The organism is Syntrophobacter fumaroxidans MPOB (assembly GCF_000014965.1).
Classification (GTDB): domain Bacteria; phylum Desulfobacterota; class Syntrophobacteria; order Syntrophobacterales; family Syntrophobacteraceae; genus Syntrophobacter; species Syntrophobacter fumaroxidans.
Window position 1 is genome coordinate 2,629,302 of the sequence record NC_008554.1, and the last position, 26,180, is coordinate 2,655,481.

Annotated in this window: 19 protein-coding genes; 7 read left to right on the forward strand and 12 right to left on the reverse strand. The window is 61.6% G+C overall.

Going from position 1 to position 26,180, the window contains the following annotated elements:
* Nucleotides 1-4: 4 nt before the first annotated feature.
* The 11 genes from gltA to SFUM_RS11180 form a co-directional block, all read right to left on the reverse strand.
* Nucleotides 5-1,447 carry an NADPH-dependent glutamate synthase gene (gltA, locus tag SFUM_RS11125; RefSeq protein ID WP_011699001.1) on the reverse strand — a complete coding sequence of 481 codons (1,443 nt, stop codon included), beginning with the start codon at nucleotides 1,445-1,447 and terminating at the stop codon, nucleotides 5-7.
* A 15-nt stretch (nucleotides 1,448-1,462) separates the two neighbouring features.
* Nucleotides 1,463-2,308, reverse strand: coding sequence for a sulfide/dihydroorotate dehydrogenase-like FAD/NAD-binding protein (locus tag SFUM_RS11130; RefSeq protein ID WP_011699002.1), 846 nt, complete (start codon nucleotides 2,306-2,308; stop codon nucleotides 1,463-1,465).
* Nucleotides 2,309-2,313: 5 nt separating this feature from the next.
* Nucleotides 2,314-4,956 (reverse strand): molybdopterin-dependent oxidoreductase, encoded by a 2,643-nt coding sequence (locus SFUM_RS11135; protein WP_011699003.1) that lies wholly within the window; start codon nucleotides 4,954-4,956, stop codon nucleotides 2,314-2,316.
* A 42-nt stretch (nucleotides 4,957-4,998) separates the two neighbouring features.
* Entirely contained in the window at nucleotides 4,999-5,616 is a 618-nt protein-coding gene (locus SFUM_RS11140; protein WP_041440331.1) for a hypothetical protein, read from the reverse strand.
* A 73-nt stretch (nucleotides 5,617-5,689) separates the two neighbouring features.
* Entirely contained in the window at nucleotides 5,690-6,151 is a 462-nt protein-coding gene (locus SFUM_RS11145; protein WP_011699005.1) for a hydrogenase iron-sulfur subunit, read from the reverse strand.
* 1,072 nt (nucleotides 6,152-7,223) lie between these two features.
* Nucleotides 7,224-8,687 carry a sulfatase gene (locus SFUM_RS11155; protein ID WP_011699007.1) on the reverse strand — a complete coding sequence of 488 codons (1,464 nt, stop codon included), beginning with the start codon at nucleotides 8,685-8,687 and terminating at the stop codon, nucleotides 7,224-7,226.
* Between the two features lie 151 nt (nucleotides 8,688-8,838).
* On the reverse strand, nucleotides 8,839-10,047 hold the full coding sequence (locus tag SFUM_RS11160) for an anaerobic sulfatase maturase (RefSeq protein ID WP_011699008.1): 1,209 nt from the start codon (nucleotides 10,045-10,047) through the stop codon (nucleotides 8,839-8,841).
* A gap of 95 nt (nucleotides 10,048-10,142) precedes the next feature.
* The gene (locus tag SFUM_RS21755) at nucleotides 10,143-15,461 is read right to left on the reverse strand and encodes an NHL domain-containing protein (protein ID WP_049766352.1); all 5,319 of its coding nucleotides are present in this window, start codon (nucleotides 15,459-15,461) and stop codon (nucleotides 10,143-10,145) included.
* 569 nt (nucleotides 15,462-16,030) lie between these two features.
* Nucleotides 16,031-16,537, reverse strand: a complete 507-nt coding sequence (locus tag SFUM_RS11170; RefSeq protein ID WP_150109491.1) for a hypothetical protein — start codon at nucleotides 16,535-16,537, stop codon at nucleotides 16,031-16,033.
* A 76-nt stretch (nucleotides 16,538-16,613) separates the two neighbouring features.
* Complete coding sequence (locus SFUM_RS11175) at nucleotides 16,614-17,303, reverse strand: MazG family protein (RefSeq protein ID WP_011699012.1); 690 nt, start codon at nucleotides 17,301-17,303, stop codon at nucleotides 16,614-16,616.
* Entirely contained in the window at nucleotides 17,300-17,881 is a 582-nt protein-coding gene (locus tag SFUM_RS11180) for a CvpA family protein (RefSeq protein ID WP_011699013.1), read from the reverse strand. The genes SFUM_RS11175 and SFUM_RS11180 overlap by 4 nt, the downstream gene beginning before the upstream one ends.
* Before the next feature lie 373 nt (nucleotides 17,882-18,254).
* On the opposite strand from SFUM_RS11180, the gene SFUM_RS11190 reads away from it, so the two are divergent.
* The 7 genes from SFUM_RS11190 to tsaE all read left to right on the forward strand — a co-directional run bounded on the left by SFUM_RS11190 (nucleotide 18,255) and on the right by tsaE (nucleotide 25,523).
* Nucleotides 18,255-19,277, forward strand: a complete 1,023-nt coding sequence (locus tag SFUM_RS11190) for a PhoH family protein (RefSeq protein ID WP_150109492.1) — start codon at nucleotides 18,255-18,257, stop codon at nucleotides 19,275-19,277.
* 5 nt (nucleotides 19,278-19,282) lie between these two features.
* Nucleotides 19,283-21,772 carry an HD family phosphohydrolase gene (locus SFUM_RS11195; RefSeq protein ID WP_011699015.1) on the forward strand — a complete coding sequence of 830 codons (2,490 nt, stop codon included), beginning with the start codon at nucleotides 19,283-19,285 and terminating at the stop codon, nucleotides 21,770-21,772.
* Nucleotides 21,669-22,148: an rRNA maturation RNase YbeY gene (ybeY, locus tag SFUM_RS11200; RefSeq protein ID WP_244148057.1), complete on the forward strand. Its 480-nt coding sequence runs from the start codon at nucleotides 21,669-21,671 to the stop codon at nucleotides 22,146-22,148. Before SFUM_RS11195 ends, ybeY begins: the two co-directional genes overlap by 104 nt.
* A 63-nt stretch (nucleotides 22,149-22,211) precedes the next feature.
* Nucleotides 22,212-22,928 (forward strand): pyridoxine 5'-phosphate synthase, encoded by a 717-nt coding sequence (locus SFUM_RS11205; RefSeq protein WP_011699017.1) that lies wholly within the window; start codon nucleotides 22,212-22,214, stop codon nucleotides 22,926-22,928.
* A complete protein-coding gene (acpS, locus tag SFUM_RS11210) occupies nucleotides 22,929-23,354 on the forward strand; it encodes a holo-ACP synthase (protein ID WP_011699018.1) in 426 nt (141 codons plus the stop codon).
* Between the two features lie 103 nt (nucleotides 23,355-23,457).
* On the forward strand, nucleotides 23,458-25,023 hold the full coding sequence (locus SFUM_RS11215) for a bifunctional ADP-dependent NAD(P)H-hydrate dehydratase/NAD(P)H-hydrate epimerase (protein ID WP_011699019.1): 1,566 nt from the start codon (nucleotides 23,458-23,460) through the stop codon (nucleotides 25,021-25,023).
* Entirely contained in the window at nucleotides 25,020-25,523 is a 504-nt protein-coding gene (gene tsaE / locus SFUM_RS11220; protein ID WP_011699020.1) for a tRNA (adenosine(37)-N6)-threonylcarbamoyltransferase complex ATPase subunit type 1 TsaE, read from the forward strand. The genes SFUM_RS11215 and tsaE overlap by 4 nt, the downstream gene beginning before the upstream one ends.
* A gap of 91 nt (nucleotides 25,524-25,614) precedes the next feature.
* Here tsaE and SFUM_RS11225 read toward each other — a convergent pair whose 3' ends face one another.
* Complete coding sequence (locus SFUM_RS11225) at nucleotides 25,615-25,923, reverse strand: DUF4389 domain-containing protein (RefSeq protein WP_011699021.1); 309 nt, start codon at nucleotides 25,921-25,923, stop codon at nucleotides 25,615-25,617.
* Nucleotides 25,924-26,180 lie beyond the last annotated feature (257 nt).

Below are 26,180 nucleotides of genomic sequence, written 5' to 3' on the forward strand. Positions count from 1 at the left end.
TCTTCTACCGGCTCAGATATTCGTGCATTGCGGTGGCCGCGCGCCGGCCTTCGCCCATTGCGCTGATGACCGTGGCCCCTCCGGAAACGATGTCGCCTCCCGCCCATACGAGCGCCTTGGAGGTTTTTCCTTTGTCGTCGATCGTCACCGTTCCCCGCCTGGTCGTTTCCAGGTCCGGAGTGGTGGAGGCGATAAGAGGATTGGGAGACGTCCCGAGGGAGACCACCACCGTGTCGATGTCCATGGCGTACTCGCTGCCCGGGATGGGAACGGGCCGCCTGCGACCGCCGGCATCGGGCTCACCCAGTTTCATGCGCAGAAGCTCCATTGCGGCCACGTTGTTCCGGCCGTCACTGATGAAGGCGGTGGGAGTGCACAGGAAGTGAAAATGGATACCCTCCTCCTCGGCGTTCTCCACCTCCTCGAGGCGTGCGGGCATCTCCCGCCGGGTGCGACGATAAATTACGTAGACTTCGCGCGCGCCCAGGCGGACCGCGCACCGCGCCGAATCCATGGCCACGTTGCCGCCGCCGATCACGGCCACCCGCTTGCCCATTTTCACCGGCGTGGCATACTCCGGATGGAGGTACGCCTTCATGAGATTCGTTCGAGTCAGGAATTCATTGGCCGAGTAAACCATGTTGAGGTTTTCCCCCGGAACCCCGAGAAACTGCGGGAGCCCCGCTCCCGTCGCCAGGTAGACGGCGTGATAGTCGGCATTGAGCAGCTCATCGAGGCTGTAGTTGATGCCGATGACGGTATCGAGGCGTATGTCCACGCCGAGCGAGGCGACATACCGAACCTCGCGCTGCACGATGTCCTTGGGCAGCCTGAATTCCGGAATACCGTACATCAAGACTCCCCCGGCAACGTGGAGTGCCTCGAACATGGTCACGGCGTGGCCCCGGATGGCGAGATCCGAGGCCACCGTGAGCCCCGAAGGCCCCGATCCGACCACGGCGACGCGTTTCCCGGTGGAAGGCGCGATCTCGGGGGTCGTTACGGTCCCCTCGGTGCGTTCCCAGTCCGCGATGAATCGCTCCAGGCGTCCGATGGCGATGGGGGCGCCTTTCTTGTTGAGGGTGCAGGCATGCTCGCACTGGCTTTCCTGCGGGCAGACACGGCCGCAGATCCCCGGGAGCGAAGTCTTGGCCTTCAGTACCCGCGAGGCCCCCTCGACATTCCCCTGCTGCAGCAACCGTATGAAGTCCGGAATATCGACGTTGACCGGACATCCCTCCCGGCAGTTGCGCTTCTTGCACTGGATACACCTTGAAGCCTCTTCCATGGCCATCTCATACGTGTAGCCCGTGGCAACCTCACTGAAGTTGCGTCTGCGCTCCCCGGGCGACTGCTTGGGCATCTCCAGCCGGTTCAAATTCAACCTGGGCTTCCCGCCGCCGGTTTCCCCCCGCCGCGCCGTGTGTTCCCCGGCTTCACTCATCATTCGGACTCCTTGAACCTACCACTGCGAACAGCCGCGGCATTGGAAGCCCTGCCGCAGAACGCTTTCGTCGGAATACGTGCAGCGCCGCGCCATGAGCACATCCCAGCCGGTCACCTTGTGACCGTCGAATTCGGGTCCGTGAACGCATGCGAACCGGTTGTTCCCGTCGACACTCAGACGGCAGGCCCCGCACATCCCTGTTCCGTCCACCATGAGCGGTGTGAGGTGCACCATGGTCCTGACGCCGTAAGGCCGGGTCATCTCGCTGATGATCCGCATCAGGCAGATCGATCCCATGACAATCACGCGATCGACGGGACTGCCCCGGTGATCGGCCAGGAGTCTTCTCAACGGGAAGGTGGCGCTCGCGGTCATATCCGGCCCGTTCTCCCCGGCAGCCAGGATCAGCCGGTCACTCGACCGTTCGAGAGCCGATCTGCCGAAGATGCGCTCCACATCGGGGGCCTGAAGGATCGTGGTGACGCGGTTCCCCTTTGCCCGCAAGGCATCGAGCACCGGCACAATGGCCGCAATGCCGTACCCGCTCGCCACGGCCACCACGTGACCGAAGCGATCGATTTCAGCGGCCCTGCCCAGAGGCCCCACCAGATGCGCCAGGTTGTCGCCGGGTTTGAGCCCTGCCAGTTGCCTGGTGCTTTTGCCGACCTCGACATAGACGAAGTCCACCGTTTTCGCGGCCGTGTCCCAGCCGCTGACGGTGAAAGGTATCCGCTCTCCCTTCTCATCGATGATGACGATGACAAACTGGCCGGGCCCGCACTTGCGGGCGACTTCCGGGGCTTTCACACTCATCCGGTGAACCCCCGGAGACAGCTCTTCGTGAAGGACAATGGGAAACATGGAAACTACCTCTTCACCACCCTGGCGGCGAATGCGCCGCCGGCGATATCCCGCAGGTCAACATGAAGCCGGACGATCGACCCGGAAACGGCCAGGGTTTTGACGGGGATCAGGTCATTGATCCGAATTCGGCCTTCCCACTCCCCGTGTCGAGTCACAACCCGCGCGGCATCCCCCGCGCTCATCCCCATGCCGAAAACGTCGGCGGGATTCATCTCCAATTCCTCATCCGATCCGAAAAAGGCTGCGGACTCCCGGGCCAGCAGAGGTCCCAGGCAATAGGGACGAAGCGCTTCCTTGACGATGACGGCAAAGGGGTATTCTGCATCCCTCGGATCTTCCGGGGTACCGGGATCATCGGGTTTCCAGCCGATCCACCGCTGTGCGGGTTCTCCCCCGGGTTCGGCGGGGCAGAGGTCTGTGGGCCGCGGGCCGCCGCGGTCGCATCCTTGCGACTCTGCCGTGCAAGCGGGAACACAACTCTTGCTTTCATCCGCCGAGACCGGAGAATCCATGGAATCGAAGCCCCGGGCGTGCATGCGCCTCGCGAGCTCCGTCACGACCCATACGACGGACCGGGCTTCCCCCGGCGGAGCAACAACCGGTTCGATTCGTCGCACCTTGCGTCCACCAGCCAGGTAACTTCCCCCCTTCTCGAGTGCCGCCGCCATCGGCAGATACACATCGCCCACGCCCCCCTGCGCGCGCGATATTGCACGCGGAATCGCCACGTCGTGCACGACCACGAACTCCGCTTTGCCGAGCAAAGGTCCGATGGAATCCAGTGCATCGCCCTCCAGGCTTTCACAGGCCAGGTAAAGGGCCCTGATTTTTCCCGAGTCGATCGCGGCAAGAACGTCAAAGGGGCCGGAACGATATGCTCCGCCCTGCGCCGGCAACCCTGAAAGGTGGCCCGAGGCCATCCCCGCTTCCCAGGCGCCCAGCAGGTTCCCGTTTCCATAGAGCGGGGCGACGACGCAGCCGGGCTTGCCCAGATTGCCCTTTATCTGGAGCAGCGCGAGCATCGCCCGGACGGTTTCCGCGACTCGCGGAGACGCCGCCACCCCCAAGCCGTACAGCACGCTCAGCGTTTCCGAGCGGCCGATGAGGCAGGCGGCCTCGACCAGGTCTTCGGGAGACACTCCCGTGATTCTGGACACTTCCCCCGGATGAAAGCTTGAAAGATGTTCTCCGAGAGCCTTCAATTCCGTCTCCCACCGTCCGGCAATATCGGGATGCACCTCATTCCGATCCAGCAACAAGCGAATGAGTCCCGAAACCAGGATCGTCTCGGTTCCCGGGTAGTGTTGCAGGTGTACGTCCGCAAAACGCGCCGCCCCCACCTTGCAGGGATTGGCCGCCACCAGTTTTGTTCCGCCGAGAGCCGCTTCGCGCAGCCGGGTTCCGGCAATCGGCCAGCTGGCCGGCGGATTGAGCCCCAACAGGAGAATACAGTCCGACCGCTCCAGTTCCTGAAGACATCCCATGCCGCCCGGGGTCCCCGTGGTCTCTCGCAGTATCTCCGAAGCGGCTGCGTGCCCCGGAGGGCAGACACATCCGAACGCATCCGTGCGGAGCACCATCCGAGAAAATTCCCGAAGACTGCGCAGCTCCTCGTTCGTGCAACGCCCATCGGTCAGAACCGCCGTTTCCTCCGGACGATAGCTGAGGAATCGATCGGCAATGAAGTCCAAAGCGGCATCCCATCCCGTTTCGCGAAAGGACCCGTTTTCTCTGATCATGGGCATCAAAAGACGATCGCTCCGCCCAAGGTATTCCTTCAGCAGGAAACGACCTTGAACGCAGGCCTGGCCGCGGTTGGAAGCCTCCCCAACGCTCGGTCGCACCCGAATGATCCCGTCCCCCCCGGCCATCTCGAACTCCATGCTGCAGCCCGCCGAACACACCGGACAGACGGACGTCTTGACGCTCCGGGGCAATTCCTTCCTGTAGAGGGCCATGACGATACTCGACAGTTCGCCGCACCCTTGCGACATCTCCTGCAGGCCCCCGCTCCCGTCGGGAGGAAGCTTTTCCCGCAGCGCACCGACGGGACACACGTCCACGCAGGCTCCGCAAAACTGGCAACCGGTCTCTGCCAGGGGGCGGTCAAAAGGGGTGCCGACTTCCTGGCGTCCGTGTTTCTCCCTGAAAACAATGGCCTTCGCCCCTCGCACTTCATGGCAGACGCGCACGCATCGACCGCAACGCACGCAAAGGTCGTAATCCCGCTCGAAGTAGCGCCCCGCCTGTTCTGCGCGATGTCTGCCGAACTCCTCTGGCGAATAGGGAAAATCGATTCCCACCGTTTCAACCAGACGCTGCAGCTCGCAGGTTCCGTTGCGAGGGCACCCCAGGCACTCCCGGGGATGGTCCTGAAGGATCACGCGCAGCATTTCGCGCCGAAAATCCAGGACCCTGGCGGTGGCGGTCCTCACCCGCATCCCGGGTTCCACCGGTGTCGAACATGCCGCCGGGAGCCCCCGGAAATCGTCGATTTCGACCGCGCACAACCTGCAGGAACCGCTCGGCCTCAATGCCGGGTGAAAGCACAGTCGCGGAATGACGACACCGAGTTCATCGGCCGCTTCCATGACCGTCAGACCTGATTTGGCCCTCACCTGCCGGCCGTCAATCCAAAATGTCACGAGACCCATCATCACCTCTGATCGACATCCGGCCGCCCATCGTCATTGCGTTGCGGGCGACTCTCTTTTCACCCTTTCCTTGAACAGCCTCAGCGCTTCGGGAATGAATTTCCTGACCAGAGCCGGCCGGTCCATGCCGCGCGACTGCAGGTCTTCCTCATAGGCCGGATGCGCCGGCGTCGGTTCCGGGACTTCGAAGGCGGACGAGTATTCGTAGCTTCCCGCGTCCATGACGATTTCAACGATCGACTGGTTCTCCCGAATGATTCGCTCCAACCACCCGAGCCTGCGCATGCATTCGAATCGCGCCTGATCGGAGATCAGAAAATAGGCGTTGAGCAGGCCCGTAAGCCGATCGAACGCCTGGGCCTCGAAGTCCCGGGCGCTCCCTCCGCAGTGGGCGCTCATCAGCAGGTCGTACAGGCTGTTCTTCCTTTCCGGGCTTTCTTCGCACAGGAACAGGATCACTTCGTCGGGAAGGTCGGCCCAACGGGTATTCTCATCGAAGTGGAACGCGGACCCGAAAATGCGCCGCCACTCCCTGAAGCCTCTTTGAGCGGTTTTTCTTTTGTTGTGCGATGCGAAGCAAAGGATTTCAGCCATCATGCCCTCCGAATCCGGATTGAAGCCGCCTTTTCCGCAGCCTTGCACATTCGTCACCGCTTGCCCTTTTCTCCTGCCACTCCCGGGGACATCCCCCGTGGACCGGCATCGCCTGCAAGGTTCCCAACCATCAAGCCGAAGTCCCGGCCGGCACTCCCGGCGCTGAACGGATTTCGGGCTTTGCGGCTCTCAGGCACGGCCCCAGCTCTCGGATCCTTTCAGTGAAATCACGACAGCACTGCGCAAACTGGGGAGCCATGGCCGCCGAGTTGAAGTAAAGCTCCACTCGTTCCGGCTCGATCCCGATGCTCGCCAGCAATCCCTTCACATGCGCAACCCGCCTGATCACCCGGTTGTTTCCGGAAATGTAGTGGCAGTCGCCCGGAAGACAGCCGGAGACGAATACCCCGTCGGCACCGCGTTCCAGCGTGCGCAGCAGGTGAACGACGTCCACCCGCCCCGTGCAGGGCACTTTCACGATGCGCACGTTGGCCGGGTACTGGAGCCGCATGCTGCCCGCCAGGTCGGCGGCCGCATAGGAGCACCAGTGGCAGCAGAAACAAACGACAATGGGTTCGAATCCGTTCTGCATATCGATATGACCTCCAGTGAAACGATGCTCCCGGCTCACGCCGCCGCTCGAAAGCGCGCGGCGGCAACGACCATTCCGCCGGGCAGCGAGCGCGGGATCGGCATCCCTCTCCCCGAAGACGGCTTCGGGAAACGACAGCCCCCTGATGCGCGGAGAGGAACGAGCCCGGGCTGAAACCGGCTTGCGTGAAAGACGGCAGCATCGGGCCGGGAGACCGAAAGCTTTCCCCCGCAATCGCGGGAGTCGGAGTCGAACGAGGGGCGGGGTCTCTCCGCCTCCGCCTTGCGTCCGCTGGTCCCTGTTCCGCGGTCTTCAACGCGAATCATTGTGAAACTTCCCGGACGCTCCCACAGAATCCGACCGGCATGGTTCGTCCCGGTGACCGGCATATTCTGCCTCGCGATTCACATCAAAAAAGCCTGGCAATGGAAATTGGAGAATGGAGGTGAACAGCTGAGGAAAACGTGGAAAAGCCGGCTTCGTCCCGCTTTGCACCTACCGAACACGGGCAGGAGCGAAGGTGCTGCGTCAGGTGAAGCCGAAAAGTGCATACATCGTTGCGTCCTTGGCAGGTTATTTGAATTCCGGGCTGTAAACTATCCCGTATTTGCCGATGGGTCAAATTGGAATTTCCAATACTTTAGAGTCTGTTCCAGGGAGATTTTCAATAATCGGAGAGGTGAACGAGGTAAGATACTCCGCTCATCCCGTCCCGAGAGGGATTGGAAGGCTTGGGCATGCCGGTTTATACCGAGGTGCGTTCAAGATGACACAACACCTGCCCGTCGGGAGGTGGACGCGGGCGGGGATAAATCCCGCCCCTACGAATCGATGTGCCCATCAGACGTAGCAAGGAGAGAACTTTATGCCATCCCGTCCAATGCACTCATCTTGAACGCAAAATTGTATTACACGATCGTGCGGGGAGAAGTGGTGGCGCGGTACGGGCAAATCCTGGCGCAACCGGGAGGCGGCGACCTCTTGCCGGGAAAGGCCGCTGCCGGAGCCTAACGCCGGCCGCCCCTCCCCCGGCGCGTTGTGAGGCAAAACCGGCGAGATGAATCGCAAGCGTTCAGAAACGATGCACCAGGGGCGCCTGGGGCGCGTTGAACTTCGGCAGGAAGGCGGACAGGCGATCTCTCACACCGGCAGGGCCTGTCCCCCCGCCCGCCAGAAGGTTGTTCCATTCCATCGGGTCGGCCTTGAGATCGTAAAGCTCTTCCGTCCCGTCGTTGTAACGGATGTAGCGATACCGCTCATCGCGAAGAGAGTGATTGCCCGGCATATATGTGCTGAGAGCAGGGGGTCCGTCCCATGTGTCCGACTGCGGGTTCCGCAGCAATTCAAGGATGCTGCGGCACTCCAGTTCCGGTTTGGGTGTCAGGTCGCAAAGCTCGTTGAGGGTGGGGTAAACGTCCATGGTGCTCACGGGTTTTGCACACTTTCTTCCCGGAGGGGTGAGGCCCGGCAATGCGATGATGAGGGGCACCCGGCACGATTCCTCCCACAGGGTGAGCTTTGTCCAGTGCAATTTTTCCCCCAGATGCCACCCGTTGTCTCCCCAGAGCACCACGACCGTGTTGTTCACGTAGGGGCTTTCGTCCAGGGCGTCGAGCACCCACCCAACCTGCGCGTCCACGAAGCTGACGCTGGCCAGGTACCCGGCCACGGCTTTTCGCCATTGATCGTGCTCCACGATCAACTGATGCCGTTCGGGCTTCGCCCAGGACACGCCGGTGGGCGGCACATCGTCGAGGTCGTTTGCTTTCACCGTCGGCAGGGTGATCGATTCCGGCGGATACATGTCGAAGTACTTCCGCGGAACGTACAGGGGGACATGCGGTCTGAGGAGGCCGACGCCCAGAAAGAAGGGCCGGTCATATCGTCTCCTGAGGGCATCGGCCGCCCAGCGCGCCAACTTTCCGTCGCCCAACTCCTCGTCGACAATGTCGATGGGACCCCAATCGAATTGGTTGACATCCGGCAGACCGCTCAGGGGAGCGTTCGGCGGAACGGGATCGAACGGTCGCTCCATGCTCCTGGACGGAAAGAACTCGTGCCAGGACCGCGAATCGGTTTTGATGAAATGGAAAAGCTTCCCGCATCCCATTGAGCGGTATCCATGCGCGATGAAATGCTGAGGCAGGGTCACCGCATTCGGCATGATCTTGCGAAAAGCCTGGGAGTTCCCGTAAATGCCGGACGTGGAGGGTCGGATTCCGGTAAAGAAGCTGGCGCGGGAGGGACTGCAGATCGGGGACGAGCATTGGGCGTTCCTGAACAGCACGCCTCGTTGAGCCAGCCGGTCGATGTTCGGCGTCTTGACGTCCGGGTGGCCGCCGAGGCATCCGATCCAGTCGTTCATGTCGTCGAGGACGAACATGAGCACGTTCGGCTTGCCCTGCGGCACGGCCTGAGCGTCGGCATGAGTGATATGAGGGCCGATGCCCGGCCAGAGACTGAGCGAAGCGGCACCAGCCGAAAGAAGCTTCAGAAAGTGCCGCCGGCTTTTCATCGATTCCGAGATGGTTTCCATTGCCCGTTCCTTTGCGGGATCATGCCGGCTGCTCAATCGCCGGACGAACCATTGAGGCCGGATTGTCCGGCAGTAAGGCTCCGACGTCATCGACGAACATGCGGCTCCGCATGCGATGCCTCGTCCTCGGCACCGGGAGAATAAACCCTTCTCAGCGGCCGCAGCAGGATTTGTATTTCATGCCGCTGCCGCACGGGCACCGGTCGTTTCTACGCACACCGCCGGTGACCCCGGCGCCCTCCCGTCTTCGTCGAATCCGAAGCGCTTCTTCCCTGATGCGCGGCAAGTGCGGCTCCATTTGTTGGAACAGCATTTTCCTCGCCTCGCACAACACGCTCGGGTGCGCTTCCCCATTTTCCGCCGGCGGCCTGAACCTGGGGCAGTCGCCCCGGCACAGGTCCAGCCAGCGACAGGATCGGCACTGTTCCGGCAAGGCCGATTTGATCACTGCGAACTTCTTCCTGAGCGGATTGGCGAAGATCCGGGAATACGAGTCTTCGTTGATGTTTCCCAGCTTCCATTCGGGGTACACGAAGAAATCGCAGGGATAAACGTCTCCGTTGTGTTCGACGACGAGATAAGAGGAACATTGCGGGCGCATGACGCAGGAGGTGCCGACACCGTCGATGAAGGCGATCAGTATTTCCTCGAAGGTACGGATCGAGACGTCATAGAAGCCGCTTTTCATCCAGAGATCGAACAGAATGCAATGGAACCTGCCCAAGTCTCGAACTGCGACGGAGTAAGGAAAAGGTCTCCCCGTGGAATGGTCCGTCTCGACGCACGGGACGAATTGCAGGTGAGAAAAGCCGTGTCTGCGGAAGAACCGGTACAGTTCGTCGGGCCGATTGACGTTCCGATCCGAGAGCAGAGTCAGGATATTGAATTCCGCCCCCCGTTCTTCAAGGTATTTTGCCGCGCTCATGACCCGATCGAAGGTGCCCCTGCCCGATGGAGTCGTGCGGTAGTGGTCGTGGCACTCCCGCGGTCCATCCAGGCTGAGGCCCACGAGAAAGGAGTTTCCGGCAAGAAATTCCGCCCACCTGTCATCCAGGAGAATCCCGTTGGTTTGCAGCGAATTTGCGATGATCTGCCCGGGGGTCGCATATCGCCTTTGAAGTCGTACAACCTCTTGGAAGAAACCGATTCCCATGAGGGTCGGTTCGCCCCCCTGCCAACAGAAGCTGTTCTCCCGCAGCCCGAGCTCCAGAGTTTTTCGGATCAGTGTTTCCGCGGTCTCCAGGGTCATCAGCGTGTGGGGCTCGGGATACAGGTCCTTGACGCGGCTGTAAAAACAGTACGTGCATTGAAGATTGCACCGGGCTGAAGAAGGCTTTATCAAGAGGGAAATGTCGTCCATTCACTATCTCCAGGCCGGAGATCTTCAATCCAAACCCTTGCCCCCGCGCGGCACCGCCGGCATGGCGCCCAGTGCACGGAGGCTTTGCCCCATCTTCAATCGAAAGGGTTCACGGTCACAACACACGAGTCCCTGGAACGCAAACCGTAGTGGTCGGTCACGATCAACCGGAAGACCAGCCGAGTCGATTGAGACACCCTCGGTGCCGTGAAAACAGGCCGGGCCGCCGTCGGGTCTGAAAGCACCACGGGGGGCCCCTCCGTTTGACTCCAGAGGTAGCCCGCCACGCCGTCATCCGGGTCCGAGGACCCGGACCCGTTCAGCACGACCTCGGCGCCCGATTGAACCGTCCGGTTGCCCCCGGCCTCTGCCGCAGGCGTGTGGTTCCTGCCGGTGATGTTGACAATGCACTCGTCGCGGGAACGCAGCCCGCGGTGATCTTTCACCGTCAGTCGGAACATGAGGGACACGCCGACCGAGTCGGGCTCGGGCGCCGCGAAAGACACCTTGTCGCCGGATGGGGAGGGAGACAGCGACACCCGCGGCCCACTGATTTGCGTCCACTTGTATGAGGCGATTTCCATTCCCTTTTCCGTCAAGGCCGAACCTTCAAGCGTCACCACGTCCCCGGCATGCACGGTCCGGTCCTGACCCGCGTTTGCGACGGGCGGCCTGTTCGCCCGGGTCACATTGACGATGCAGGTATCCGATGCGGACTGTCCCCCCTCGTCTTTCACCGTCAGCCTGAAGAGCAGGGACATCCCATCCGGGTCGCCCCCGGGTGCGGTGAAATTCGCCCTCCTGCCCTCGGGCCCCGACCGCAGTGTCACCGGCGGTCCCCCAACCTGAGTCCACTCATAAGAAACGATCTCTCGTTCCGGGTCGATGGAATTGGACCCTTCGAGAATCACCACGGCACCCTCTTTCACCTTCTGAGTCGGTCCGGCGTCGGCGATCGGCCGGCCGTTCACCGGAAGCACCGTGAGCGTGAAGGAAGTGTCGGCGTGCAGCGCTCCATCGCTCACCGTGAGCGTGATCGTCGTGGTCCCGTTCCGCTCGGGAGCCGGAATCAGGGTCACCGTGCGGGATGCGCCGGAACCGCCGAAGACGATGTTCCTGTCGGGAACCAGGGCCGTATTTGAGGACCTGCCCGAGACTTTAAGCGTCTCGACCGGATTGTCGATATCATCGACCTGGAAAGCTACGGGCGGCGTCGGGACGTTCTCCCTGGTCCGCTCCGACTCGATCGGGGTGATTGTCGGCGGATCGTCTTCAGGAGTGACCGTGAGGAGGAATGTCCTCTGCGCGGACAACAACCCGTCGTTGACCGTCAGGGTGATATAAACCTTTCCGTTCCTGTTGGGCAGTGGAGTCACGGTCACCGTGCGATTCTCTCCCTCACCCCGGAAAACGATGTCGGCGTTGCGGACCAGGGCGGTGTTCGACGACCTGCCCGTAACCGCCAGGGCTTCGGCGGGGGTTTCGACATCGCCGACCGTGAACGGGAGCGCGCCGGTATGCGCGTCTTCCGAGATGGTCTGGGGCTCAATCGTTGAAATCCTCGGCCGATCGTTCACCGGCCTGACGGTCACCTCCATGATCCCGGGAACCACGGCGCAGGAAAAAGGATCGCACACCCTGAAGGTGAATGCGTCCGAGCCCGAGCCGTTGCGTTTCGGAGTGTACGTATAGGCGCCTGTTGCGGCGTCGTCGATCACCACCGTGCCATTCACCGGTTCGACGACAATCGAATACGTCAGATCGTCACTGTCGGGATCGGTGCCGGCGAGGTGCGCGCTTGCCGGAGTGTCTTCGTCGGTCGCCAGGGAACCGTGGGTCGCGACCGGCGGATTGTTGTGCCTCTTGACCGTGATCGCGACGACGGCGGGGGCGGATGTGGCATAATCATTGCCCGCCCTGAATCTGAAAGTGTCCGAACCCACATAGCCCGTGACGGGAGTGTACGTCAGATCGGGAGCGGCGCCGCTCAGCGCGCCGTGGGATGGAGATTGCGTGACAGTGTATGCCAGGGCGTTGCCGTACGTGTCGGTTGCCTCCAATGTGACGGCCAGGCTTTGATCCTGTTCCACCGTAACGTCCTGGGCGATCGCGACGGGAGTGCAGGAAGAGACTTCGTCCGCCCCCATGTCGATGCCGCCTGTACCGAGTCGGGACCGGATCTGGCCGTCTATGTCGAGATCGGTGTCGATCGCGGGTGAATCGGCTATCCCGCCCGCATTGACACACGGCGACCCGGCCTGAAGATGACATTGCGCATCCCCGGCCTTGAACAGAGGATCGGCATTGGCGTTCCCGGTACCGGGATACGTGCCGCCGGACATCCGGACGTCCGAGGTGCTCACCGTGGGTTCGGTGCCCTCGTAACCCAATGCGGCACTCGTGTCCCAAAGGATGGAGTTCTGAATGCGAACCGTGGAGTTTCTTGAATAGACTCCCGCCGCGGGGTCCCCGGTGTTTTCGGCGAAGGTCAGGCTGTAGACGGAAGCAGTGGCTCCGTCGACATGCATGCCTCCGCCGCCGGACGAACTCGTGTTGGACGATACGACGGTGTTCGCCGCCAACAGGTCGGAGCCGCCGTAGACATGGAGCCCGCCCCCGACGGAGGCGCTTTCATTATGGTCAATGTGGAACCGCTGCACGACGGGCCTGGCGGAATTCGCGAATGCCGCACCCCCGCCCCCGCCCAGGGTGGCGGTGTTTTCCCGGATCACGCCTCCCATGAAAGTCGGACTTCCGGCAGAGACAAAAACCCCGCCGCCACCGTTGCCGGCAGTGTTGAGCGAGATGGTTGTGGATTGAATGAGGGGGGAACTGCCGGAGGAGTAAATGCCTCCACCGTAGGCCGCCGTGTTGAGGGTCACGACGCAATTCCGCAGAATCGGCGCGGCCCCGTTTTCCAGGTACAGTCCCCCGCCCGCTGAAACCGCCTCGTTTTGCGTGACGATGCAGTCCTCGATGGTTGGGGAAGCGCCGCTGATCCGGATGCCCCCTCCGGAAGCCGCCCGGCCGTTCCTGACAGTGAACCCCGCGAGCCGGGCCTGGTAGGAACCGGCCGAATCAAACCTCACCACGGTGCCCGAACCGTTTCCATCGATTATGGTGCCTTCGGCCCCCTCCAGGGAAACCGCCGCCACACCTTTCGAGCCGAAGTTCAGGTTTTCGGCGTATGTGCCCGGTCCCACCAGCACCGTGTCCCGGTCCGTGGAGGCATTGATCGCCGCCTGAATGGAGGTGTAGCCGCACCCCGCGGAGCACACCGTGCGGGTCGTCGGGATCGCCGGGAAGCCTTCATACACCTTCCTGACGCGTGAGTTCTCCATGTCCGCAACGAACAAATTCCCCGAGCCGTCGACCACCAGTCCGTGCACGGACCGGAAATCCGCGGCCGCGGCAAGCCCTCCGTCGCCCGAATAGCCCGGGGTTCCCGTTCCCGCTACGGTAACGATGTTTCCACCCGCCACTTTTCGCACGCGATAGTTGTGGGCATCCGCAATGTACAATGCTCCCGTGGCGTCGACCCACACGCCGTGGGGAGCCTTCAGAGAGGCGGACACGGCGGCACCGCCGTCTCCCGAGTAGCCCGGCGTGCCGTTGCCGGCCACCGTGGTGATGACCCCGGAATCCACCATCCGGACACGGTGATTGGACGTGTCCGCGATGAAGACGTTGCCGTCGGCGTCCACCGCGACCCCGTTGGGAAAGTTGAGGGACGCGGCCGTGGCGGAGGCCCCGTCCCCCGAATAGCCCGGCGTGCCGTTGCCGGCCACCGTGGTGATGGTGCCGCCGCCGTCCACCTTCCTGATTCGATGATTGTTGGTGTCGGCGATGTAGATGCTCTCGGAACCATCCACGGCAATGGCGCTCGGGTTGTTGAGACGGGCTTCGGCAGCGGGGCCGTCATCGCCGGAGTACCCCGCAACTCCCTTCCCCGCCACGGTGGAGAGATTGCCGTCCAGCCCGATTTTCCTGACCCGGTTGGACCCCGAATCCGAAAAGTACACGCTTCCCGAAGGACCGACGGCAACGGCGCAAGGACCGTCCAGGTTGGCGAACGCAGCGGCAGCGCCGTCAGCCGATAAGCCTTCCTCCCCGGTCCCCGCCAGCGTGCTGATGACCCCGGCCGCAGTAACCTTTCGGACGCGATGGTCCGTTCGATCCGCAATGTAGAGCGAATTGTCCGGGCCCAAAGCAAGCCCGTGAGGGGATTTGAGGATCGCGGCAACGGCCTGCCCGCCGTCTCCCGCATTGCCGGGAACTCCTTTGCCCGCAACGGTGACGATGTTGCCCGCGGCGTCCACTCTCCGGATGCGATGGCTGTAAGTGTCCGCGATATAAATATTGTTCTGAGAGTCCACCGCCAGCGCAACAGGAGACTTGAGCCTTGCGCCGGTGGCCGGAATCCCGTCCTCGAGCGATCCGCCGTAGCCGGTTCCCGCCACCGTGTTTATGACGCCGTCGGTGACTTTCCTGATTCTCTGATTGTAGGTGTCCGCGATGTAGAGGTCGTTGTTTGGACCGAGGGCCACTCCGTAGGCATTCATCAAGCCGGCGCTGAGCGCTGGACCGCCGTCACCGTGATAGCGTTGTTCATAATCACCCGCGACCCTGTCGATTGTGCCGCCGACATCCACTCTCCTGATGACATGGCGCCCGCTGTCGCTGATGAACAGGTTTCCGGAACCGTCGACGGCTACTCCCGTCGGGCTTGTGAGGCCTGCCTCAGTTGCCGGTCCCCCGTCTCCCAATCTGCTCAATAAGCCCGTTCCGGCAACGGTCGAAATATTCCCGGCGGCATCTATTCTTCGGACCTTGTGATTGCCCAGGTCGGCGACATAAATATTTCCCGAAGGATCGACGGCGATGCCGAACGGGTAGGCCAGTCGAGCGGAAGCGGCAGGCCCCCCGTCCCCGTTCGAACCGGCGGATCCGGTTCCGGCCACGGTCGTGATGATGCCGGAGGTGTCGATTTTTCGAATGCAGTGATTGTTGGAATCCGCGAAATAGACGTTGCCTGCGGCGTCGACGGCAATGCCCCTGGGCCGGTTCAACCCGGCCTTCGCCGCGGTCCCCCCGTCGCCGGAATAACCCGGGGACTGCCCGCCCGCCAGGGTTTGAATCTGACCGGCGGCCACATCCAGCTTTCTGATCCGATGATTGTTGGTGTCCGACAGGTAGACGTTCCCCGAGGTGTCGACGGCAACACCGGAAGGCGAATCCAGGTTGGCCTCGAGGGCCGGACCGTCGTCGGATTGGAGTCCCGCGACGGTGTCGACCACTCGCTCGGCGGAGGAAGGACCGGGGAATAAGAGGATCGCAAGAAAAATCACCACCCACACGACAGCGCTATGCACGAAACGCGAATCGATCGTGGAAAGCCTGTTTGGGCGAAACATCACTGAGCTCCAAAAAGCCGGGCAACCTTTGGCCCGCCGGATACGAGCCGCCGGTCTTTTCTTCGCCCGGATTGGCCGCGGACGACAGCCCCGGCGGATACGGGCCTGCGGCGATACGGACACGATTGAAACCACGCCGCAGCTTATCCGAAATCGAATAATTCTGAAGTCGCTTCAATTATTATTGCCAAAATCGTCAAGGACGATCAACCGTTTTCTCTTTTCTTTGACGATTTGTAATGTACCCCGATCCCTCGGGCTTCCGTTCGATAACCCGACATCACAAGGATGCCGTCTTTTTCCTGCTTTTCTGGAGTGACGTCCGCCGGATGCCATCACGTTGAGGCTGCTCCGGACATGAATATCGCGGAAGCCAGGGTCCGGGGCGTTCTCCCTCGAATTATCGAGAATACCGCAGAAAAAGGCCGTGGGAATGCGAAGATGCATCGTTTTGCGCCCGATCGCGCAACCGACGCAATCCCCGACAATCCGTCGGGACTCATCATCCGGCAAAATGCTTTGCCATGGGAGCCGGGCGGGAGCCCGAGGGTGGGACGGCATAGCGGATTTCAGCCAGGGAAGTGTGAAATGAAACGCCGGATGATCAGTTCGAGTTTCCATCCGCGGTCGAGCTCTTCGCCGACGGTGCTCAGAAGTCGCATCCGGGCATCGGGGTCCAGCGATTCCCGCAGTGAAGGGCAGAGGTAGTTCAGGCAGAAGGCATGCCTGGCCGCCAGGAGGCACCCCGCCTTGCCCAGGAAGAAGCATTCCCCGAACTCTTCGGCCATGTCGGGGACTTCGCATCCCAGCAGCAGATTGATCAGGATGTGCACCGGATCGTAGCAATGCTGGATGTCCTGAAAGCAGCAACTGCCGGGTCCGTGGACGGCGCAGGCGGCGCAGGCGGCAACCACCCCGCAGGCCCGCATCGAATCGCCCGTCCGACGGATGGCCTCCCGGTATTCCTCAAGCGCGAGACGCAACGCGGGTTCTTCGAGCAGGGCTTTCCCCATCCGCTCGTGCAAGCGTTTGGCCGCGGCGACGATCTCGGCCGGCGGCATGGAAGCACCGATCACGGGACACGCCGGGAATCGCTGTCGGACGCCCGACGACGGGACACACCACGGCATGCATCCATGGGATCGCGATCTCTCATGGCGTTTCCAATCGCACCAGCCGTTGGTGGAGGCAGTCTTCGGCACGATAGCCTTTGAGCCGCGCCAGGTTCACCAGGGCAAGCAGCATCTCGCCGAAATCATCGGCCGAAACGGTGTTGCCCCCCGCCGGATCGGCGGCCAGGCCCCTCCCCATTTCCAGGAACTTGCGGGTCTGAGCCGAAACGTCGTTCAGATCGCCGCCCTGTTTGTGCGAGAGGCGTGCGAGCATCCGGTATGCGCGCATCAGCGCGGGAAGCGACTCCGGCACCCGGTCTTGCTCCTTGCCCGCGGTGGCCTTCTCGTCCGCCTTGATCTTTTCCCAGTTTTCCTTTACCTCCCGGGCCGAAGCGACACGGGTTTCCCCGAAAACATGGGGGTGTCTGCGCACCATTTTTTCGCAAATCGCGTCGCAGACCTCCTCGAGCCTGAAGTCGCCGGATTCCTCGTAGAGATGAATCAGGAAAAAAACCATGAACAGCAAGTCGCCCAGTTCTTCGGCGGCCTCCTCCCGGCGCCCGGCTCGAACGGCCGACGCCGCTTCGTGGGCCTCTTCGATCAAATAGGTCTGGACTTTATCGGGAGTCTGCTTCCGATCCCAGGGGCAACCGGACTCCCCCCGAAGCCGGTCGATGATCTCATAGATGCGGCGGACCTTATTCCACCGCGTCAAATCGTTCGTCGTCACTTGCGTTTCCTCTCAACCGGCCTCGTCGGCCGATCGGCCCCGGGAGACTTCTCCCTGGATTCCAGCCAGTATCGTTCAAGAGCCTTTCGTTTCTCCTCGAAGGCCTTTTGCACGCTCGCCGGCGTCAGCTGCACCACGATCCTGGCGGCATCCTGTATGTAGGGGACCAGAACGGACCCTGTGAGCAGGGGGTTCTTCGCCGAGACGAACACCGTCAGCATGGATATGGCCACTACGGCGATCAGCAAGGCCTTGCCGAACCCGATCACTCCGCCCCAGAGCCGGTCGAGGAAACCGAGCCCCGTCTTGCGCAGGAGCCTTGCAACGGCGTAGCCGGCCAGTGCGATACAGAACCATGTCAAGCAGAAGAGCAGAATGAAGCTGATCGCGGGCGTTCCCGACAGTTTGGGAAATGTGCGGGCCAGCTGCGCGGCCAGAGTCTCGTAATGGTGGGAAGCGAGCACGAAGCCACCCAGCACTCCCGCGATGCCGAATATCTGGGAGACCGCTCCGCGCATGATTCCACGCAACACGCAAAAGGCTCCCACCCCCACCACAACCCAATCCAGACCGTTCATAACCGGATCCGCCTCCCCGGGATGGGCGATCCCCGTTCAGCGCGCTCGCATTCCCGCGGCGGAATATGGATTACGCTCGGAACCATCCCGTCGTCTGCAAATTCCAAAACAAGAATTAACCCCATCGGACCGGAATGCAAAGCATTTATTTCCTCTCCGGAAGACAACGCCCCGAGCGTCCGCGGTTGATCGAGCGCGCCGATTCTTTCCTCTCGCAACGGCGCCCCCCCGTGGGCCCTCCTCCAGCGGGAGGCCTCCATTGATGTGAATATTGTCAGGATCAAAAACACGTGATAAGAATAGCCGTCATATCGACGCCGGGAGTCTCCGGCCAACAACTTCGGAACAATCACGGGGAGCATTGCGGGCAGCCTTGGCCAGTACAGCGCATGAGACGGAAAAGCAACGCGGGAGCACGGCCCAGCTTTCCTTTGACGACAACAAGCTGGTGCAGCAGCTTGCAGGCGAGCAGAACAATCATCTCAAGCTGATCGAAAAGCAGCTGGATGTGCGCATCCATCTGCGCGGCAATCAGTTCACGATCTCAGGCGACCGGCCTCACGTCGAACTGAGCGAGCGACTGCTCTTCGGTCTTGGGGAACTGATTCAGGGCGGCTATCCGCTGTATGCCGGAGATATTGTCTACGCCATCAGGATATTGAGCGAGAACATACAGCGTTCTTTGAAGGACATATTCCTCGACCATGTGTTCATTGCGTCAAACCGTCGCGTGATCACGCCGAAGAGCGTCAAGCAGAAGGAATATATTGAGGCTATCCGGCATTATGATATTGTGTTCGGGGTCGGACCGGCCGGGACGGGCAAAACCTACCTGGCAATGGCCATGGCCGTCGCGGCGATGACCAAGGATCTGGTGCGCCGCATCGTACTCGTCCGCCCCGCGGTCGAAGCGGGAGAGAAGCTGGGGTTTTTGCCCGGAGATCTTGCGGAGAAAGTGAACCCCTATCTCCGGCCTCTTTATGACGCTCTGCACGATATGATGGATTTCGAGAGGGCCACCGGTCTGTTGCAGCGGGGTGCGATCGAAGTTGCACCCCTTGCATTCATGCGCGGGCGCACGTTGAACGACGCCTTTGTCATCCTGGATGAGGCTCAGAACACCACAACGGAACAGATGAAAATGTTCCTCACCAGGCTGGGGCTCGGATCGAAGGCGGTCATCACGGGGGATATCACCCAGATCGATCTGCCCGAGAACAAGCCTTCGGGTCTCATCGAGGCCATCGATCTGCTGCAGGGGATCCAGGGAATACAGATGGTCTTTTTTTCCAAGAAGGACGTTGTCCGCCATCGGCTCGTACAGGAAATCATACAGGCCTACGAGCAGGTGGAGCTGCGGAAAGCCCAGGGCGCCAGGACTCCATCAGAAAAGTGAGAAGTATGGACAAGGACAAACGGGAGCCGGAGAAGAGCAAGGGCAGGCCCAGAACGACCCTGATCCGTCGCTTCCTGCCGTTCTGTCGGGAAGAAATCTACTGCCGGAAAGTCCTCATACTCGTTGCTGTCAGCGCGATCATCGCCGTCCTGGTGACCCCTTCCTTCACCAGCGACAGTCCGCCGTTCCGGTTGGGTGACATTGCGGATCGAAACGTGAAAGCCAAGCGTGATTTCTTCGTGGAAGACGAAGCCGCAACCGGCAAACAGCGCGAGGAAGCCGTCAGGCGATCGCCCATCATTTACGACCTCGACGAGAATATCGCCGCAAGCACCTTCGAGCGCGTGGGAAGCGCCTTTCATGCGATGCGGGAATTCCTGAGCGAAGACCGTTACCCCTTCCCTCGCCTGGAAATGCCCCGGGAAAGTGCTTTCGGCTCCGGCCTCGGGTCCGGGGACGCTTCCGCCTTGCCGGTCTCCGAAACCGCCCAGCAGACCCTGCGCAGGAAGAAGGACTTCGAAAACATCCTCGGCTTGCAGATCAGCTCGGAAGTCTTTTCGAGTTTCCTCGAGAAGGGGTTCGGAAAGGATCTGCAGGACCGCCTGGTACAATTGCTCAAGACCTCGTTCGAGCAGGGCATCGTGTCGGGCAAGGCATGGATGAACCGGGACGCCGCAGAGAGCGTGGTCATTCGAAAAGCGGGCACGTCGGAGGAACACCTGGTACACCCGCCCTATTCCTATCCCGACCTGGAAGAGGCGCGAAAACTCATGGTCATGCAGGCGCTGGACCAGGGGCACGACATCAAGGAGATGATCGCCTTCACCTCGCTGGCAACGCAATTGCTTCAGTCCAACCTTCATTTCAACTTCGAAGAGACCGAAAGCCGGCGGGAACGTGCCTACATCCAGGTCAAGCCGGTGCTGATCAAGGTCATGAAAAATGAAATGCTGGTGCGGGAAGGCCAGCGCGTGGGCCAGGATGAAATCCTGAAGTTGAAAGCCCACCAGAGCGCCGGTACGGAACGGCACTGGCTGCTCGTCTTCGTTTCGCTCTTCCTGTTCTGCGTGCTGTGCATCTGGGTGGTCGTCCACGTGGCGCGGCAGCATCTCCCGTATTTCCGGATGGAATATCAAGACCTGTTGTTCCTGGCGATCCTCCTGATCCTCTTGATGAGTCTGGGCCGCGTGACCATGTCGGTCGCGGGTCTGATCGGCGACGCCTCGGCAAACCTTACGGCCAATGCGTTCATCTACGCCATCCCGCTGAGCGCCGGCGCCATGATGGCGTGCATTTTTTTCGGCGTGACGGTTTCCCTCATCTTTTCCCTTGTGCTCACCCTTTTTGCGGGCATGCTGTTCGGCAAGGACTTCGGGCTGTTCTTCTATTTCATGATCGGTTCTTTCGTGGCCGCTCACGGAGTCTCCCCCTGCAGGAATCGCATGATCCCCATCAAGGCGGGCCTCCTGGTCGGCTGCGCCAACGTGGTCCTGATCCTTCTCAGCGCCTATCTGCAGGACCAGTGGATTTTCCTGAGGGTGCTCACGAACGCTTTCTTCGGCTTCTGCGGGGGCATTTTCGCGGGAATCCTGGTGACCGGGCTGACTCCTCTGGTCGAGATGGCCTTCAGCTACACAACCGACATCAAGCTGCTGGAGCTGGCCACGATGGACCAGCCCCTGCTCCGCGAGCTGATGGTGGAGGCTCCGGGCACCTATCATCACAGCATCATCGTGGGGAACATGGTGGAAGCTGCGGCCAAATCCATCGGGGCGAATTCCCTGATGGCCAAAGTGGCCGCCTACTATCACGATATCGGTAAGATCAAGAAGCCGCTCTACTTTATCGAGAATCAGTTCGAATGCGAGAACCGCCATGAGAAGCTGGCCCCGTCCATGAGCAGCCTGATCCTCATCTCCCACGTCAAGGAAGGGGCGGAAATGGCGCGGCAGAGCAGGCTGGGCAAGGACATCATCGATATCATCAGTCAGCACCACGGCAAGAGCTTCATTTCGTTCTTTTACAACAAGGCCATGGAAGCCCGGGAAAAATCCAGGACCAGCAAAGGCGCATTGCTGCCCCCGATCAACATGGACGATTATCGCTATCCCGGTCCCAAGCCTCAGACCAAGGAAGCAGGACTGGTGATGCTGGCCGACGTTGTCGAAGCGGCCTGCCGTTCCCTGAGCGAACCCACCCCGGCAAGGATCCAGGGACTCGTACACCGGTTGATCAACAACATCTTCAGTGACGGTCAACTGGACGAATGCGAGCTCACACTCAAGGATCTTCATCAAATAGCCAAGCACTTCAACCAGATACTGGCCACCATCCATCACAAACGCATTGAATACCCGGGCGTTTCGGCAAGCGAAGGGAAGGGCAGAGCCGATGCCGTTGATCCAAATCAGCGAGAAGCAAAGCCGGATCGAGACAAACAGGCGGCGAATAAAGAGCGCGGCAAACCGGATCTTAAACGCCTTGGGATTCACTGATGCCGAGTTGAGTATCCTGATCGTCGACGACGAGGAAATGGCCGGTCTCAATTCAACGTACCGGCGCAAAGACACATCCACGGATGTGCTCTCGTTCCCGATGCGGGAAGGGGAATTCGGCGACGTCTGCGAGGAGGTCCTGGGGGATGTCGTGATCTGCGCTCCCATGGCGAAGCGCATGGGCGAGTTGCACGGCGCGTCTTTTCAGTCGGTAATGGATCTTCTTCTTGTTCACGGCATCCTTCACCTGGTGGGCCACGATCACGAACAAGGCCGCGGGGAGGCTGCCCGTATGGCCGACAAGACCATGGAACTGCTCAAAATGCTTGGGCATTCCGCGGAAAGCTTCGCTTGGTACGTGGACGGGCAGGACTAATCATCGCATTCCGATTCGCGTTCGAGATTGCAGAACAAGGGATCGACTGAAAAAGGAGAAAATGTGGCCCGACTTGCAATCAATGTGGATCATGTCGCGACGGTCAGGCAGGCACGACGGGCGTCGGAACCCGACCCTGTCACCGCCGCCGCCCTGGCTGAGCTCGCCGGAGCGCACGGCATCGTGGTGCATCTCCGGGAGGACCGGCGGCACATTCAGGACAGGGATGTGCAGGTCTTGCGACAGACCGTGAAGAGCAAGCTGAACCTGGAAATGGCGGCGACCAGGGAAATGATCCAGATCGCGCTCAACATCAAACCGGAGATGGTCACCCTCGTCCCCGAAAAGCGCCAGGAACTGACGACCGAGGGGGGCCTCGATGTCGTGAGCTTCGAGGGCGCGCTGGAGGAAGCCATCAAGACCCTTCACGAGGGAGGCATCGCGGTCAGCCTGTTCATCAACCCGGACCCCAGGCACATCAAGGTGGCCCACCGGCTCGAAGCCGAGTACGTGGAGATCCACACCGGAATGTTCGCCGAGGCGGATTCCTACACCCGGCGCCAGGAAGAGTACGAGCGCGTCGTGACCTCGGCCAAACTCGCCCGCAAGCTGGGTCTGGGCGCTCACGCCGGTCATGGGATAGGCTACCAGAACGTGCTGTGGCTGAGGAACATCCCCGAAATCCAGGAATTCAGCATCGGCCATGCCGTGATTGCCCGGGCGGTGCTGGTGGGCATGGAACGCGCCGTCCGGGAAATGCTTGCGCTGGTGAACGGTTAGATGGCCATCCGCGGCATCGGCATCGACCTGATCCGGGTCGACCGGCTCCGTCTCCTGCTGGAGCGCTGGGGAGCGCGGTTCGAACAACGCGTTTTCACCAGGAACGAACGGGAAGACTGCTCCCGGCGAAAGGACTATGCGGGCTGCCTGGCCTTGCGGTTTTCCGCCAAGGAGGCTTTTGCCAAGGCGTTGGGTACCGGGCTTCGAAACCCGGTCACCTGGCAGGATATCGAGGTGTCGAACGACTCGCTCGGGAAACCGACGATCTCTCTTTCCGAGAGCGCTCTGCGGTTCTGCCGGGAACACAATATCACTTCCTGGCACTTGAGCCTCACCGACGATGGCGATTACGGTGCCGCCGTGGTCGTGCTCGAAGGTCCCTCAGCGGCGCCCGGCACATCACCGGAAGGCGAGGCGGAGCCTTGAGCGGTCCCCCGGCGGGGGAAAAACCCCGCCTTTCCGGCCTTCAACCCCGATCTGCCGCAGCGCCGTCGCGCTCATTGCTTTGCGTCCCCACCAGGAGGTCATCATGTTCATCGTAACCGCGTCCGAAATGGCCGGGCTGGACCGCGCGACCATCGAGGAAATCGGCATCCCGGGGATCGTCCTGATGGAGAACGCCGCGCGGGGAGCCGCGGCGTTCTATCTGGAAGTCGTTCCCGACCTTCTCACGCGCCGCATCACGGTGTTGGCGGGAAGCGGCAACAACGCCGGGGACGGATTCGTGTTGGCAAGGCTGTTCAAGAACCAGGGAGCGGATGTCCGGGTGGTCTGCCTGAGGCCGCCGGAAAACCTTCAGGGGGATGCCCTGACCAACTTCAGGATTCTCGATAAGCTTTGCATCCCGGTGCGGACCTGGGAGGAACAGGGGGACTTCGATACGCAGTGGAGCGCGGTCCGGGAGAGCGGGACCGTCATCGACGCCATCCTTGGAACCGGTTTGAAAAGCGAGGTCCGGGGACTGTACCGGCAGGTCATTGAAGCCGCCAACGCGCTCCCGGTTCCGATACTCGCCGTGGACATCCCATCCGGGCTGGATGCGAGCACCGGGAAACCCTTGGGGACAGCCATCCGGGCAACCGCCACGGCCACTTTCGGATTCCTCAAGATCGGGCAGGTCGTCGAGCCCGGATGCGATTATGTCGGCCGCCTCAAGGTGATCGATATCGGCATTCCGCCGACTCTTTCGGAAAAGCACGGCATTCGTCGCCGGTGGCTGACCGATGAATCCCTGTCGGCTTGGGTGGAACCTCGCCCGGTCGGCACGCACAAAGGGAGCGCCGGGCACGTGGCGGTCCTGTCGGGCTCTGTGGGCAAGACGGGGGCGGCAACCCTGATCTGCCTCGGCGCGGGCCGTGTGGGCGCGGGACTGGTGACCCTGTTCATTCCGGCAAGTCTCAATCCCATCCTGGAGGTGAAGCTCACCGAGGCGATGACTTATCCCATACCGGAAACGCCCGGGCAGACCCCCGCTTCTGCGGCCTTGCCGGAAATCCTCGAGTTCGCCGGGGACAAGCAGGCCCTTGCCGCGGGACCGGGCATCTCCCTGCACCCGGACACGCAGCGGCTCGTGGAAGGCCTGATCGCTCAAGCCCCCTGTCCGATGGTCCTCGACGCCGACGCCGTCACCATCGTCTCCCGGACTCCCGATCTGCTGAAGAAGGCACGGCAGCCTCTCGTCCTGACTCCCCATCCCGGGGAGATGGCGCGTTTGATCGGCGGGACGGTGCAGACCGTCCAGGAAAACCGTATCGAAGTCGCCTCCGAGTTCAGCCGCAAATATGGAGTAACGCTGGTTCTCAAGGGCTTTCGAACCGTTGTGGCCGCCCCCGACGGCCGGCTGGCCGTCAACAGCTCCGGCAACCCGGCCATGGCCGGCGGAGGCATGGGAGATACGCTGACCGGAATGATCGCGGGATTCCTGGGGCAAGGCTACGAACCCTATCGCGCCGCGTGCCTCGGGGTTTACATCCACGGCGCCGCGGCAGACCGCAGGTTCGGCGGCGTGGCCACCCGCGGCATGCCGGCTTCGGACCTCCTCGACGACGTCCCGGAAGTGATCGGCCGCCTGGAGCGCCTGCGGAGCCGGTCGTGACACGGATCGTGCTCCATTCGCCTTCCGAGGAATGCACCTGCGCCATCGGCCGCGGGATCGCCGAGTTGCTGGAACCCGGCGATGTGCTGGCGCTATGGGGAGAGCTCGGCGCGGGCAAGACATTCCTGGCCGGCGCCATCGCTCACGGCCTCGGAGTTCCCGTGTCCGTGCCCATTACGAGTCCCACCTTCACCTTCATCAACGAATACGAAGGCCGCCTCCCCCTGGCCCATATCGATCTGTACCGCCTGAGCGGCCCGGATGACCTGGACACGCTGCCCTGGCAGGACGCGGTGTACGGCGCCGCCGCGGCCGTGATCGAATGGCCGGAACGCATGGGTGCCCTGCTCCCGGAAGAGCGCTGGGACCTCGGCATCGAGATCGCCGGCGACGAGAGCCGGACCTTTATCCTGACGCCGTCCGGGGCCGGGAACGATGCGCGCTCGCCGAAGTGGTTCGCGAAACTGCTCGAGATCGTTCAAAGCGGGGCGTGCCGGTAGACTCCCGTACCCGCGGGCATTTCACCGCCTCCCGGCCATGAAGGAAGCCCGGCGGGGCCTGCCTCGACACCCGCCGCGCAACATCACCCGATCAATCGAACAGGACCTGGTCATCCGGCTTTTCCACTTCCTTGGGAAATTCATGAAACGGAAACGGCTTCTCGTTTTCGTTCAAAGTCGCGTAGCGGATGATCCGATAGGCGTAGGTCGCCACTTTGTTGGAGAATTCCTTGAGGGGTTCGCTGTACTTCTGCGTGATGAGCAGATAGACGAATTGAAAAAGCACCGTCACCTGGACCACCACTTTCAGGACTTCCAGGATGATCAGGTAGAGCAGTGTATAAAGCAGCCTCAGTCCTATCTTCCCACGTGTCAGCTTCGTTCCTTCCGTGTCGTTCATGGCAGTTCTCCTGTAACGTGTGATGGGATTCCGCCGGATTCAGCCGGACTCGACCGGCAAAAACGGGAACCTGTTAGTCTTGCGGTGAATATGGGGGCACATTCGTCCGATGCGGGCGAGACCATTCGGTCTGCGCAAGGACCTCGTGAGCCGCTCGCGGCGGAGCGGGTCCCTCACGGTTCGCGTGCGCACCGGCACAGGCTCCGTCCCGGCCGTGCCGCAGGCCGGCGCGACCCGCGGGCACGGCGAAAGCACCC